The sequence below is a fragment of the Streptomyces sp. NPDC046727 genome (assembly GCF_040645635.1).
Taxonomy (GTDB): domain Bacteria; phylum Actinomycetota; class Actinomycetes; order Streptomycetales; family Streptomycetaceae; genus Streptomyces.
The window spans coordinates 92,300-104,926 of the sequence record NZ_JBEYYR010000020.1; the positions used below are offsets into that span (position 1 = coordinate 92,300).

At 73.6% G+C, this 12,627-nt stretch carries 10 protein-coding genes; 4 read left to right on the top strand and 6 right to left on the bottom strand.

Annotated elements, in window-relative coordinates:
- The first annotated feature begins 118 nt into the window (after positions 1-118).
- Positions 119-286: a hypothetical protein gene (locus ABZ937_RS24200; RefSeq protein ID WP_361695119.1), complete on the top strand. Its 168-nt coding sequence runs from the start codon at positions 119-121 to the stop codon at positions 284-286.
- 371 nt (positions 287-657) lie between these two features.
- Here the strand turns inward: ABZ937_RS24200 and ABZ937_RS24205 are convergent, their stop codons facing one another.
- From ABZ937_RS24205 to ABZ937_RS24220, 4 genes are all read right to left on the bottom strand, one after another.
- Positions 658-1,092, bottom strand: coding sequence for a subtilase-type protease inhibitor (locus tag ABZ937_RS24205; RefSeq protein WP_361695121.1), 435 nt, complete (start codon positions 1,090-1,092; stop codon positions 658-660).
- 307 nt (positions 1,093-1,399) lie between these two features.
- Positions 1,400-3,031 (bottom strand): RICIN domain-containing protein, encoded by a 1,632-nt coding sequence (locus ABZ937_RS24210; RefSeq protein ID WP_361695123.1) that lies wholly within the window; start codon positions 3,029-3,031, stop codon positions 1,400-1,402.
- Positions 3,032-3,364: 333 nt separating this feature from the next.
- The gene (locus ABZ937_RS24215; protein ID WP_361695125.1) at positions 3,365-3,742 is read right to left on the bottom strand and encodes a toxin Doc; all 378 of its coding nucleotides are present in this window, start codon (positions 3,740-3,742) and stop codon (positions 3,365-3,367) included.
- Between the two features lie 3 nt (positions 3,743-3,745).
- A complete protein-coding gene (locus ABZ937_RS24220; RefSeq protein WP_361695127.1) occupies positions 3,746-3,985 on the bottom strand; it encodes a hypothetical protein in 240 nt (79 codons plus the stop codon).
- 162 nt (positions 3,986-4,147) lie between these two features.
- Between ABZ937_RS24220 and ABZ937_RS24225 the strand changes: the two genes are divergently transcribed.
- Complete coding sequence (locus tag ABZ937_RS24225) at positions 4,148-4,660, top strand: methylated-DNA--[protein]-cysteine S-methyltransferase (protein ID WP_361695129.1); 513 nt, start codon at positions 4,148-4,150, stop codon at positions 4,658-4,660.
- A 20-nt stretch (positions 4,661-4,680) separates the two neighbouring features.
- On the opposite strand, the gene ABZ937_RS24230 is transcribed toward ABZ937_RS24225, so the two are convergent.
- Positions 4,681-7,776 (bottom strand): glycoside hydrolase family 2 TIM barrel-domain containing protein, encoded by a 3,096-nt coding sequence (locus ABZ937_RS24230; protein ID WP_361695131.1) that lies wholly within the window; start codon positions 7,774-7,776, stop codon positions 4,681-4,683.
- A 277-nt stretch (positions 7,777-8,053) separates the two neighbouring features.
- Between ABZ937_RS24230 and ABZ937_RS24235 the strand changes: the two genes are divergently transcribed.
- On the top strand, positions 8,054-10,492 hold the full coding sequence (locus tag ABZ937_RS24235) for a SpoIIE family protein phosphatase (protein ID WP_361695133.1): 2,439 nt from the start codon (positions 8,054-8,056) through the stop codon (positions 10,490-10,492).
- 11 nt (positions 10,493-10,503) lie between these two features.
- Here ABZ937_RS24235 and ABZ937_RS24240 read toward each other — a convergent pair whose 3' ends face one another.
- Positions 10,504-11,052 carry an RNA polymerase sigma factor gene (locus ABZ937_RS24240; protein WP_361695135.1) on the bottom strand — a complete coding sequence of 183 codons (549 nt, stop codon included), beginning with the start codon at positions 11,050-11,052 and terminating at the stop codon, positions 10,504-10,506.
- Positions 11,053-11,098: 46 nt separating this feature from the next.
- On the opposite strand from ABZ937_RS24240, the gene ABZ937_RS24245 reads away from it, so the two are divergent.
- Positions 11,099-12,493 (top strand): serine/threonine-protein kinase, encoded by a 1,395-nt coding sequence (locus ABZ937_RS24245; protein WP_361695137.1) that lies wholly within the window; start codon positions 11,099-11,101, stop codon positions 12,491-12,493.
- The last annotated feature ends 134 nt before the right edge of the window (positions 12,494-12,627 follow it).

Here is a 12,627-nt window from a genome sequence, read left to right on the forward strand (position 1 = left end):
CGCACCCACGGACCCGAGGGGCCGCCGTCGGCAGGGAGACGGCGGCCCCTCGCCCTGTCCGGCGGGACGCTTGGGATGTCACCGGCGGGTAACTCGCAGGGCGACGGAAGGAGGCGCCATGCCGGGTGGGAACGACCGCGAGGACCGGCCGGAGACGGCCCTGGAGGAAGTGCTCCGGGAGATCGAGGAGGCCGAGAGGCGCGACGAGGACAGGACCGCGTCGGGCGAGGCCGGAGACGCCATCACTCCGAACACCGAAGCACAGCAGCAGGCGGACGGCGACTGACGTCCGGGCAACAGGACGGGCCCCTCCTGCCGGAAGGGCCCATGGAGATCGAACCGGGGGTCGGGAGCACAGCCGTCGGACCGGTTCCGTGTCGCTCTGCGTGGCTGTCGGCGCGGTCGCCGGGGGCCCCGGTGCGACACGAGTCACCGGCGCGAGGGCCGAACTCCCGGTTGAAACCGCTGGTTTTTCGCCGCTCCCCGGGAGGTCCCCCACGGACCTGCCCGGGGAGCGGCTGTGTGCCCGGAGCCGGCGGGCGGCCCCACTCCGCCCGCCTGCCCCGGTGCGAGATCGCAGGTTCCCCGCTGCAGGGGCCGCACTCCCCAGTTGCGGGCCTGATCCGGCGTCCACGAGGACCCGTGCGATCCCGGTCTCTAGAACGCGAACAGGCTGCCGCCGACGGCATCCCTCATGCACGCGTTGCCGAAGGTGCGCTCGTAGTTGACGCGCTTGCCCTGCCAGACACCCTGGACCGTGACGACGACGGGGTCGTAGACCTTGGTGCACATCACGTCGTCGGCGGGCTTCAGGGCGTCGAGTTCGCCGCCGATGCCGCGCAGTTCGGCGCATGCCTGGGGCGCTGCCGGGTGGGTGCCGGAGGCCGTGGGAGCGCAGTTCAGGGTGACGGCGCGCTCCGGAGTGGCCGTGGCCGCGTCGCTGCCGTGGCCGGTGGTGAGCACCACGGCCGAGGGGGCGTAGAGCGACGACGGGGCGGCGCCCGGTGCAGCGACGGCGGCCCCGATCAGGGGTCCGCAAACGGCGGTGGCCGTGAGGCCGAAGGCCGCTGCCCAGCGCGCGGTGTTCCGCATTGTGTGCATCCTTCCGCTCGAACAGACGAGGTGCCGGCTCCGGTCCGGTCGGGTGCCGGAGCGGCGAGCGCCACTCTGCCGAGTCCACGGGCGAAACTCACATCGAACCCATGGGTTTCGGTAACCTTTCGTGTTGAATCAGTGGCGTGAAGTCACGGAATTCGAACGCCGTGACCCCGGAACAGAGCCGTTTCCAGGGGCAGCAAGCGGTCGCATGGCCGAAAATCAGCGCTTCGTTAATCGTCCTGAAACATTCCGGCTCTGACCACGCCGAGCCCCTTCATGACTCCCTGTGTTCATGAAGTGATCACCGGGAGCGGGTGCCTCCGCCATCCGCCGTCGGCGTGCGGGCCGTCCAGCGCTGGCCGGCCGAGCCGTCCCGGACCTTGACGACGAGGTCGGCGCCGGGCCGGTCACCGTCGGCGGCGAGGGCGAGGGTCCGGTCCCAGCGGGGCAGCAACTCGCCCTGCCCGGTGAGGTCGTAGCGCACGTCGTCGCGCCGCCCGGACCCGGCGTCGGCGCACGTGCCGAGGAGCACCACGCCGGCGTCGGCGTGCGAGTCCAGGCACAGGCCGGTACCGGCCGCGCTGCGCAGCAGCCCGTCGGTGTCGTACGTCCACTGCTGCGTGGCCGCGGTGGTGCATTCGGCGAGGACGGCGCTCGCCCCGGCCCCGGGCGTGCCCCTGACGTCCAGGCACAGACCGGCGGCGTTGCGCAGCGGGCCCGGCCTGCCGGCGGCGGGCAGGCCCGCGGTGCCCGGCGCCGTGGAGGCTCCCGGCGACGACGAGGCGCCCGGGACGGCAGTGGTGGCGGCCGGGTCGGTGCCGTCGTCGCCGTCCGGCCACACGCTGACCACGAGGACGGTGGCGAGCAGTCCGGCCGAGGCCACGCCGACACCGGTCAGCAGCGTCCGGGACGACCAGGCGGTGCCGGGTGCGCGGCGCGCTGAGCCGGCGGCGAGGAACCGGTCCGCGGGCCCCGGGCCGCCCTCCTCGGCGCGGCGCCGTCCGCCGGGCGCGGTCACACGGGCCAGCAGTCCGGATCCGCCGCCGCGCCGGCGCCCGCCGGAGCGCCGGGAGCCGCCGCGGGTGCGGGCGGGGTCCGGACGGCGGCCGGGGCGCGAGTCGAGGTAGCGGCGGGCGCCCCAGCCGAGCACGGCCTCGGCGAGCAGCACGCCCAAGGCTGCTTCGGAATGACCGAGTTGCTCGGCCGCGTGCCGGCAGTGGGCACAGCCGGCCAGATGCTCCTGGACGTCGGGCAGCAAAGCGCCGCCCCGGCGGATCGGGACGTCCAGCAGACGGTTGTAGTAACGGCATTCCTTACCGGGCGCGAGTTCCCGGTGGGCGCGTACCAGGCCTTCCCGGAATTTCTCCCGGGCCTGTTCGAGCGGGGCCGGCGCGCTGTCGATGTCCATGCCGAGCAACGCGACGGGAACACCCAGCGGCTCGGCCTCGACCTCGGTGTGCCACAACAATGCCTGTTCCAGCCGGGAAAGGCCGTGGAACGCGCGGTCGGAGAGGGCGCGGTTCTCCGGTATCAGGGTCTGCGCGGCGCGCATCCCGCGGCCCCCGCCGGGTATCCCGAGGCCGGGCAGTACGGCGGTGATCCGGTCCGTGCCGGACCAGTTCACGACCGTGTCCCGGACGGTGACCAGCAGGCGTGGCCGCAGCGCGTCGGCGGGTTCGCCGAGCGCCAGCCGGCCGAGGACCTGGTGGAAGGCGGTGGCGGTGACCATGTGGGCGAGGGGTCCGGGGGCGGCCAGGCAGATGACCGCGTACTCGTGGGCCGGCTGCCAGTGCCGGGCCATCAGGAGCGCGGCGGACCGGGATGCCTCCGCGTCGGAGCCGGCCCGCAGCGGGCCGGCGAGGAATTCGTCGGATTCCCCGGGATCGGCGCCGGTCGGCGGATAGGGAGGACGAGGGGGGCGGGGGGTGGGCACTGAGCGGATTCCTTTGGCGCGTGGTGCGAGCGGAAATTCACCGCGTTTGAACCCTTGCACACGTGCCGCACGAGCAACAAGGCGTACGGACGACATCGACTGGTTTGAAAGAAAGTCAGAATCGGGGCGGCGGCCGGGACTTGTCCGAAAGCGGCCGGATTCCTCATGCGCCCCGTGTGAAGCGCGCGCACGCACCGGGCGGACGCGCACGCTCCCGGAGTGCGCGGCCCGGTAGTGGACTGGGAACCGGTCCTCCTCGGAAGGCCCGTCCCCGGCCGGCGGCCCCGGCGGCTTCCCCCGCCGGCCGGGGCGGGCCGGGGCGGTACGGCCCCGTCAGATCTGCCAGGAGCGCAGCCGGTCGGCGGCGCCGTACACGTCGGTCTTGCCGGAGATCAGGTCGCGGGCCAGGTCGACGAGGGCGCCGTAGGGCGGGTCGATGCCGACGCCGCTGACGAACATGTAGGCCACGGCGGTGGCGCAGGCGAAGCGGGCGTTGGCGGCGGGCAGCGGCTTGAGCACGGCGAGGGTGTGCAGCAGCGCGGCGGCGCGCCAGGCCGCGTCGGAGTCCACACCGAGCCGGGGCGGGTCCACCCGGTGCCGGGCGACGGCGGCGACCAGCGCGGAGAAGTCGTCCACGGCGGGCTGGTCGGGCAGGACCTCCTCGTGCCGCTGGAGCAGCCACGGGACGTCGATATGGATCGTGGAGGGCATCGCTCAGGCGGCCTCGTCCTTGGCGGGACGCTCGTCGTCGGGGAAGGCCGCGGCGAACTCCTCGGCGTGGCCGGCGAAGAAGCGGCGGAACGCCTCGGCGCCCTCCTGCAGGGCCCGGTGCCGGGCGATGTCGGCGGCGGCGGCCTCACGGACGAGGGCCTTCATCGACGTACCGCGCTCCTTGGCGATCTGTCGCAGGTCCTCTAGTTCCCGTTCGCTGAACTCCACATTGAGAGCTGGCATGCCCCTCACGGTACCGTGCGGGTACTCGCGCGTAAATACCCGCAGGTCAGGCCATATTCGACACGGTACCGGCCAGGCTCAAGGGCCATGTCCGATTCCCGCCGGTGGCGCAGGGCCCGGCGCAGCAGACTCGACAGCACGGAGCAAGCCGAGGAGGACCCGATGACGAACCGCACCGCGCACACCGTCCACCCGAGCCCGCTGGGCGACCTGCTGCTGACGGCATCCGTGTCCCCGGCCGGCGACGCCACCCTCACCTCGCTGTCCCTGCCCGGGCAGCGCGGCGCGCCCGCGGTCCGTGGGGAGGACCGCGACGACGGGCCGTTCACCGAGGCGCACCGGCAGCTGGACGCGTACTTCGCGGGCCGCCGGACCCGTTTCGGCCTGCCGCTCTCCCCCGCCGGCAGCGCGTTCCAGCAGGCCGTGTGGCAGGCGCTGGACGACGTCCCGTACGGCACGACGGCCACGTACGGCGAGCTGGCCGCCCGGATCGGGGTGGCCCGGTCGGAGATCCGCGCGGTGGGCGGTGCCCTCGGCGCGAATCCCCTGCTCCTGGTCCGCCCGTGTCACCGGGTGATCGGCGCGGACGGCTCACTGCGCGGGTACGCGGGTGGCGTCGAGCGCAAGCGGTGGCTGCTCACGCACGAGGGAGCGCTGCAGCCGACGCTGCTGTGAGAGGGGCACCGGCGGCCCCGTCACACGTCCAGCCGGCTGATGCGCACCGCTCCCTTCGACTGACCCGGGTGGGCGCTGGTCAGCGTCAGCCGCAGCCGCGAGCCGCGGACCGCGTCGAAGGTGATGACCGTCGGGCTGTCGGAGGCGGTGGCCCAGTCCGCCTTCGCCCCGGTCACCGGGACGTAGGCATGTCCGTCCCACACCGCCACGTCGGCCTGTGCGGGCAGCGTGTGGCCGGCGTCGACCGTGAAGGAGACCGCCACCCGGTCGACGGTCCGGGTACGCCCGAAGTGGACCGACACCCAGTCCTTCGCGCGGGCCCCGCTGAACGCGGGCAGCAGTGCGGTGGCCGACTTGACGAAGGCGTTGGACCAGCCGGTGGCCGGGTCGCCGTCCAGCATGGCGGCGGGCAGGGTGTCCGGGCGGCCGGAGTAACTCGCGTCCGCGTACGGGTGGCCGGGCGGCGCCGGGTGGTCGGGGCGGAAGTCGGCGGGCGCGGTGCGGGCGGCGGAGCGGACCGGGGTGGTGCGCAGGCGGACGGTGTCCGTGCGCAGGCCGTCCGACCGGGCGGTGACCTTCAGGGTGCCGGCCTTCGGACCGGACCGGACGATGGCGAGGGCCTTGCCGTGGAAGGCGGTGCGGGTGCTCGCCTGGTAGCGCTCGGCACTCTCCTCGCGGCCGTTGTCGACGCCGGCCAGGGAGCCGCCGGTGACATCGAAGGCGATGAGGTGCTCGGCGTCGGGCGCGACCACGCCGTACGCGTCGACGATCTCGGCGGTGACGAAGGCCAGCGAACGGCCGTCGGCGGCGAGGGAGTCCCGGTCGGCGGTGAGGCGCACGGCGTGCGGGGCGCCGGCCGTGCGCAGGACATCGGTGGCGACGACCTCGCCGTCCCGCCGGGCCACGGCCTTCAACTCACCCGGCCGGTAAGGCACTTTCCAGGTCAGGTGCAGCTTGCCCGCGCTGCCGTTGGGGCTGGTGTAGCTGCCCGGGTAGGGGCCGTCGGTGAAGGTCTTGTCGTCGCCGGTGGCCTCGGTGGTCTCCAGGTAGCTGCGGCCGTCGGTGGTCCGCTTGACGTCGAACTCCCGTACGCCGAGGGACTTCCCGTTGAGGAACAGCTCGACGGAGGGCACGTTGGCGTACGCCCACACCTCGACGGTGTCCCCCTCCTCGTGGTTCCAGGTCATCGGCAGCAGATGGACCATGGGCTCGGTCGTCCACTGGCTCTTGAAGAGGTGGTACATGTCCTTCGGGAAGCCGGCCGTGTCGACGGCGCCGAAGAAGGACGCCTTGACCGGGAAGACGTCGTACGGGGTCGGTTCGCCGATGTAGTCGATGCCGGACCACAGGAACTGGCCCGCGAACCACTTCCGGTCCCGGTCCTTCTTGTGCCCGTACTCGCCGCTCATCGTCCAGGAGGCGAGGTTGTTGTCGTAGGAGGAGACCTCCCGCCTGCCCGGCGTGTGGTTCTCGCCGGTGTTCAGGTGCTCCGGCTCCTGGTACGTGCCCCGGGTCGAGGTCTCCGAGGAGGACTCGGACTCGAAGAGGAACAGGTGCGGGTACGTGGCGTGCAGGGCGTCGACCGACTTGGCGGTGTTGTAGTTCAGGCCGAGGCCGTCCAGCTTGGCGAGCATGCGGTCGGCCGCGGAGCCGGCGGCGGGCACGCCGTGGTATTTGTTCGAGCCGATGACCACCGGCCGGGTGTCGTCGGCGGCCTTGATCGCGCCGATGATCCGGTCCGCCATGGCGAGCCCCGCGGTGGAGGTGGAGTCGGGGATCTCGTTGCCGATGGACCACAGCACCACGGCGGGCGAGTTGCGGGCGGCCAGGACCATCTCGGTGGCGTCCTTCTCGCACCACTCGTCGAAGAACCGGCCGTAGTCGTACCGCGTCTTGCCGGTCTTCCAGCAGTCGAAGGCCTCCACCATCATCACGATGCCCAGTTCCTCGCAGACCTGGATCATCTCCGGCGAGGGCGGGTTGTGCGAGGTGCGGAAGGCGTTGACGCCCATCGACTTCATGATCCGCATCTGCCGGCGCACGGCGTCGACGCTGATCGCGGCGCCGAGGGCACCCTGGTCGTGGTGGAGGTCGACGCCCTTGATCTTGCTGTGGGTGCCGTTGAGGGAGAAGCCCTCGTCGGGGTCGAAGCGGAAGGTGCGGATACCGAAGGGCGTGCGGCAGGTGTCGGTGGTGCGGCCCGCGACGCGCAGCTCGGTGTGCAGCGTGTAGCGGTGCTCCGGGGTCGCGAAGTCCCACAGGAGGGGCGCCGGGACGGTCAGTTCGTGGGTCTCGGTGGCCTCCTCGGAGACGGCGACCGTGGTGGCCGTACGGGCAACGGTACAGCCGTCGGGGGCGGTGATCCGGGACCGGATCTCCACGTCCGTGCCGGTGCCGGACTCGTTCCGCGCGGTCGTCCGCACCCGGACCAGCGCCCGGTCCGCGGAGACCTCCGGTGTGGTGACGTACGTGCCCCAGCGGGCCACGTGCACCGGCTCGGTGATCACCAGGCGGGCCTCGCGGTAGATGCCGCTGCCGGAGTACCAGCGGCTGCTCGGCAGCTGGTTCTGCACCTTGACCGCGATGACGTTGGGCGTGCTGCCGTCGGTGTGCACCAGACCGGTGAGGTCGAGGGCGAAGCCGGTGTACCCATAGGGGTGGTGTCCCACCTGGGTGCCGTTGCAGTAGACGTAGGCGTCCATGTAGACGCCGTCGAACTCCACCGAGACCCGCCGGCCGGCACAGGACCGCGGGAGCGTGAAGGCGAGCCGGTACCAGCCGAGGCCGCCCGGGAAGAAGCCGGTGCCGCTGGTGGTGCCGTGCTCGGTCGTGGGGGTCTGCTCGATGCTCCAGTCGTGCGGTACGGCGATCTCGCGCCAGGCTGAGTCGTCGTAGCCGGGGTCGGCGGCCTGTCCGTAGGCGCCGGTCGGGTCGGTGATGCCGCCCGGGTCGACCAGCGCGAAGCGCCAGCCGTCGCGCAGCGGCACGGTGTGGCGTCCCCCGGCACCGGACGCCTGGGCGGCGAGCGCGGCCGGGGCCGCCGGGATGCTCAGGAGCGATCCGGCCGCGGGCGCTGCCGTGGCGGCGACCAGAACCGATCTCCGTGTGACCGTCATGGGCGGCTCTCCCTCATCAGGGCCCAGAAGTACTCACAACTGATCGTGAACAAACAGATTCTGACGGCCTGCCACACACGATCGTCAAGGGTTCGGAACCGCGCGGCTGCCCTCCGTCGCAGATGGGCCGGATTTCCCCCTTGACCGCCCCCCGGCCGCGTTCGACCGGTCGGCCGGGCGGGGCCCGGGTCGGCGTCACGGGCGTGCCGGACGCACTAGGCTGGAACACACGTGGTGCCACCTGTTCACTGTGAGTGTGCGCTTGGGAGCGGCGACGATGACCCGGGTCTATCCGTTCGACGATGCGGCGACGGCCCGCGCTGTCATCGGTGACGACGGGACGCTGACGGAGTGGAACGAGGGCGCCCGGCGCCTGCTCGGCCACTCCGCCGACGCCGTCCTGGGCCGTCCCGCCGCCGAGCTGCTGGCCGGCGTCGGTGTGCCGGCCCCCGCCCCGCCCACGGGATCCCGCTGGGACGGAACGGTGGGATTGCGCCACCTGGACGGCCGTACGGTCTCCGTGTGGCTGCTCGCCCACCGCCGCCCCCCGCACGACGAGCAGCCGGGCGGCTGGGTCGTGGTCACCCCGCTCCCCGGCGCGGAGCCGCCCGCCGGGCACGATCCGCTCGCCGAGGCGGCCCTGCTCCAGTCGCCGTGCGCGATCGCCGTGTACGACGACCGGCTGCGGCTGCGCCGCATGAACGAGGCGATGGCCACCGTCGTCGGACTGCCCGAGAAGCGGGTACGGGGGCTGCGGCTCCCGGAGATCGGCGGCAAGCCGCAGAGCGACGAACTGGAGCAGGGCATGCTCCAGGCGCTCGCCTCGGGCCGGCCGCTGGACGTGCAGACCTTCCTGCGCACCGGCGGCGAGGACCGGGCACACGCCTGGCTCGCCCGGATCGTGCCGGTCCGGGACCCGGCGGGCCGGGTGCGGGGCGTGTGCATGTCCGCCCACGACGTCACCGACAGCCACCGGGCCCGGCAGCGGCTGCAGCTGGTCAACGAGGCCAGCGTGCGCATCGGGACCACGCTGGACGTGACCCGTACGGCACAGGAGCTGGCGGACATGTGCGTGCCCGCGCTCGCCGACTTCGTCACCATCGACCTGCTGGACCCGCAGGAGTACGGCGGCGAGCCCCCGGCCCGGGTCACCCCGCCGGTGCGGCTGCGCCGCGCCGCCCACCAGTCGGTGCTGCGCGGCGTACCGGAGGCGGTGATCGAGCCCGGGCAGGCGGAGGAGTACCCGGCCTCCTCCCCGCAGAGCGACGCGCTGACCGCGGGCCGCACGATCACCGCCTCGGTGGCCGCCGGCGACATCGACCGGTGGCTGGACTGGCACGGGACGCGCGCCGAGCGGGTGCGGGAAGTGGGCATCCACTCCTCGATGGCGGTGCCGATCCAGGCGCGCGGACTGACCCTCGGTGTCGCCCTGCTGACCCGGCACCGGCGGCCGGACTCGTTCACCGCGGACGACGTGCTGCTGGCCGAGGAGATCACCGCCCGCGCCGCCGTCTGCATCGACAACGCCCGCCGCTACTCGCGCGAGCGGGAGACCGCCCTCGCGCTCCAGCGCAGCCTGCTGCCCCGCTCGCTGCCGCGCACGGCCGCGCTGGAGGCCTCCTCGCGCTACCTGCCGGCCGCGCGGGCCGGGGTGGGCGGGGACTGGTTCGATGTGATCCCGCTGTCCGGGATGCGGGTCGCGATGGTCGTCGGGGACGTCGTCGGGCACGGCATCCAGGCCTCGGCCACCATGGGCCGGCTGCGCACCGCCGTCCGCACCCTCGCCGACATCGACCTGGCTCCGGACGAGCTGCTGACGCACCTGGACGACCTGGTGGTCCGGCTGTCGGAGGAGTCCGGCGACGGCAGCCCCGGCGAGGTCGGCGCGACCTGTCTGTACGCCGTGTACGACCCGGTGTCCCGCCGCTGCACGCTGGCCCGCGCCGGGCATCCGCCGCCCGTGCTGCGGCGGCCGGGCGGCCGGCCGCAGCTGCTCGACCTGCCCGCCGGTCCCCCGCTGGGCCTCGGCGGGCTGCCGTTCGAGTCCGCCGAGCTGGAACTGCCCGAGGGCACCGTCCTCGCCCTGTACACGGACGGCCTGGTGCAGTGCCGGGACGGGGACGGGGACGCCGGCCGGGAGCTGCTGTACCGGACGCTCGGGCGGGACAGCGCGGACACCGACTCGCTGGACACGACCTGCGACCGCGTCCTGCAGGCCCTGCTCCCGTCCGGGGGCGCCGCCGACGACGTGGCGCTGCTGCTCGCCCGCACCCAGGGCCTGCCCGCGGCGCAGGTGGCGACCTGGGACGTCCCGGCCGACCCGGCGCTGGTCGCGCCGGTCCGCAAGCAGGTCGTGGAGCAGCTGGACACCTGGTCGCTGAGCGAGGCGTCGTTCACGGCGGAGCTGGTGGTCAGCGAGCTGGTCACCAACGCCATCCGGTACGGCTCCCACCCGATCCGGCTCCGCCTGATCCACGACGCGACCACGCTGATCTGCGAGGTCTCCGACACCAGCCACACCGCCCCGCACCTGCGCCGGGCCAAGATCTTCGACGAGGGCGGCCGGGGCCTGCTGCTGGTCGCCCAGCTCACCCAGCGCTGGGGCAGCCGGCACACCTCGGAGGGCAAGACGATCTGGGCGGAGCTGCCGCTGTTCGAGGAGGACGAGCAGCTCCCGGACGAGCAGGTACCGGACGAGCAGGCCTCAGGCGAGTGAGTCCCGGCGTCTCAGGAGGCCGTCAGCCAGGGCCGTACCTGCTTGCGGGCCTCGTGCAGCCGGGACTTGAGCGTGCCGAGCGGGATGCCGGCGCGCTCGGCGGCCTCCGCGTAGTCCAACTGGCAGATGTCCCGGTAGACCAGCGGCGCGACCAGGTGCGGATGCTCCCGCTCCAGGCGGTCCAGCGCCTCCAGCAGATCGACCCGGGAGCCGGCGATGACACTGGTGGTGCGCGGGTCGACGGCGTGCGCGGGCTCGATGACGACCGGCTGCTCGGCGGCGCGCCGCTTCAGCTCGCGGTACTTCTGCCGGCAGCAGTTGGCGACGACGGTGTACAGCCAGGTGCCGAAGCGACTGCGGCCCTCGAAGCCGCCGATGTGCCGGGCCACCTGGAGCAGCACGTCCTGGGCGGCCTCCTCGGCGTCCTCCCGGCACGGCAGGAAGCGCGCGCAGCGGCGCACCACCTCGGGCCGCAACTCGGCCAGCAGCCGGTCCAGGGCCGTGCTGTCGCCGGCGGCGGCACGCCGGGCGAGGTCCTCCATCGGTGCCTGGTCCTGCACGGAAGGCCCCCCTTCGAGTCGATCTCAGGCCAGGCATGATAGTCGTATGCACTCCCTGGAGCGGATCGGCCGCTACCGCCTCGAACGGCCGCTGGGCAGCGGCGCCTTCGCCACGGTGTGGCTCGCCCACGACCCTGAGCTTCAGGCCCCGGTGGCGGTGAAGGTCCTCGCCGAGAACTGGACGCACCGGCTCGACATCAGGGAGCGCTTCCTGTCCGAGGCGCGGCTGCTGCGCCGGGCCGGCTCCAGCCGGGTGGTGCAGGTCTACGACATCGGGGAACTCCCGGACGGCAGGCCGTACTTCGTGATGGAGTACGCGGGCGGCGGCACCCTCGCCGACCTGCTGGCGGGCGGTCCGCTGCCGGTGCGGGACGCGCTGGCGCTGACGGCCGAGGCCGCGCGCAGCGCCGCCGCGCTGCACGAGGCGGGCATCGTGCACCGCGACATCAAACCGACCAACGTACTGCTGCACACCGCCCCGGACGGCACCCGGCGGGTGCTGCTGGCCGACCTGGGCCTGGCCAAGAGCCTCGCAGAGGCCTCCGTGCTGACCCTGGCGGCGGGTTCGGCGGGCTACCGGCCGCCCGAGCAGGCCGAGCCCGGCGAGGGCATCGACGAGCGGGCCGACGTCTACAGCCTGGGCGCGGTCGGCTACGAGCTGCTCACCGGCACCGTGCCGGGCCCGCCGGGCAAGGTGGTACCGCCCCGGCGGCTGCTGCCGGAGCTGGGCGAGGACGTGGAGCGGGCGCTGCTGCGCGCGCTGGAGCCGGACCGGGCGCGCCGCTGGCCCGGCGCCCTGGCGTTCGCGCGGGAGCTGGACCGGCTGGCCGCGGGGCCGTCGGCATCGACCGGGCGGCGGCTGGACGGGGTGCGCGGCCGGCTCAACACCGTGACCCTGGTCCTCGCCGCGGTGCTCGCCGCCACCGCCGCCGCGGTCACGGTGACCGTGGCGCTGCACCGGGACGGCGGCGGGGACGACGACGGGGTGCGGGTCGCGGACAGCACCGGGCGGGTGACGCTCAAGGTGCCCGCCGGCTGGGGCCGCGAGCTGCGCGACTCCGGCTGGGACCCGCACACGCTCGGGCTGCCCGCGGGGCACGAGCCGGGGCTCGTGGTGGCCGGCGACCTGTCCCGCTGGTCCGATCTGAAGGCCGCCGTGGACGGGGTGTTCGTCGGGGTCAGCGCGCACGGCGACGTCACCGCGAAGGTCAGGGCGCTCGCCCACTCCGGCTGCCGCTACGCGGGCTCCCGCACCGTCACGGACGCCGACTGGCACGGGCTGGTCCGGTCCTGGGACGCCTGCCCGGACGGCGGCTCGGTCACCGAGTCCGCACTGGTCCCGGCGGGCGGCGCCGCACAGCCTCAGGTGTACGTGCAGGTGCGCCAGCAGGGCGACGGCGACGCCACCGACGGCGTACTCCGTTCGCTGCGGGTGACCTGAAAGACGCCTGCCGAGGGTCAAGTCGGGGAAAAGAACCCGGCATGTCCCGAACTTTTCCGGCGATCCGCGCATCGGACGGTGATGACGGCGCACCCGGCGCCGTAGGCACGCGTCCCGGTCGCGTGCCGTGACCC

Excerpts from the sequence above, each read along its gene's own strand:
- ABZ937_RS24205 (WP_361695121.1), bottom strand. The coding sequence starts at position 1,092 with ATGCGGAACACCGCGCGCTGGGCAGCGGCCTTCGGCCTCACGGCCACC.
- ABZ937_RS24245 (WP_361695137.1), top strand. The coding sequence starts at position 11,099 with ATGCACTCCCTGGAGCGGATCGGCCGCTACCGCCTCGAACGGCCGCTG.
- ABZ937_RS24225 (WP_361695129.1), top strand. The coding sequence starts at position 4,148 with ATGACGAACCGCACCGCGCACACCGTCCACCCGAGCCCGCTGGGCGAC.
- ABZ937_RS24235 (WP_361695133.1), top strand. The coding sequence starts at position 8,054 with ATGACCCGGGTCTATCCGTTCGACGATGCGGCGACGGCCCGCGCTGTC.
- ABZ937_RS24230 (WP_361695131.1), bottom strand. The coding sequence starts at position 7,776 with ATGACGGTCACACGGAGATCGGTTCTGGTCGCCGCCACGGCAGCGCCC.
- ABZ937_RS24220 (WP_361695127.1), bottom strand. The coding sequence starts at position 3,985 with ATGCCAGCTCTCAATGTGGAGTTCAGCGAACGGGAACTAGAGGACCTG.
- ABZ937_RS24200 (WP_361695119.1), top strand. The coding sequence starts at position 119 with ATGCCGGGTGGGAACGACCGCGAGGACCGGCCGGAGACGGCCCTGGAG.
- ABZ937_RS24215 (WP_361695125.1), bottom strand. The coding sequence starts at position 3,742 with ATGCCCTCCACGATCCATATCGACGTCCCGTGGCTGCTCCAGCGGCAC.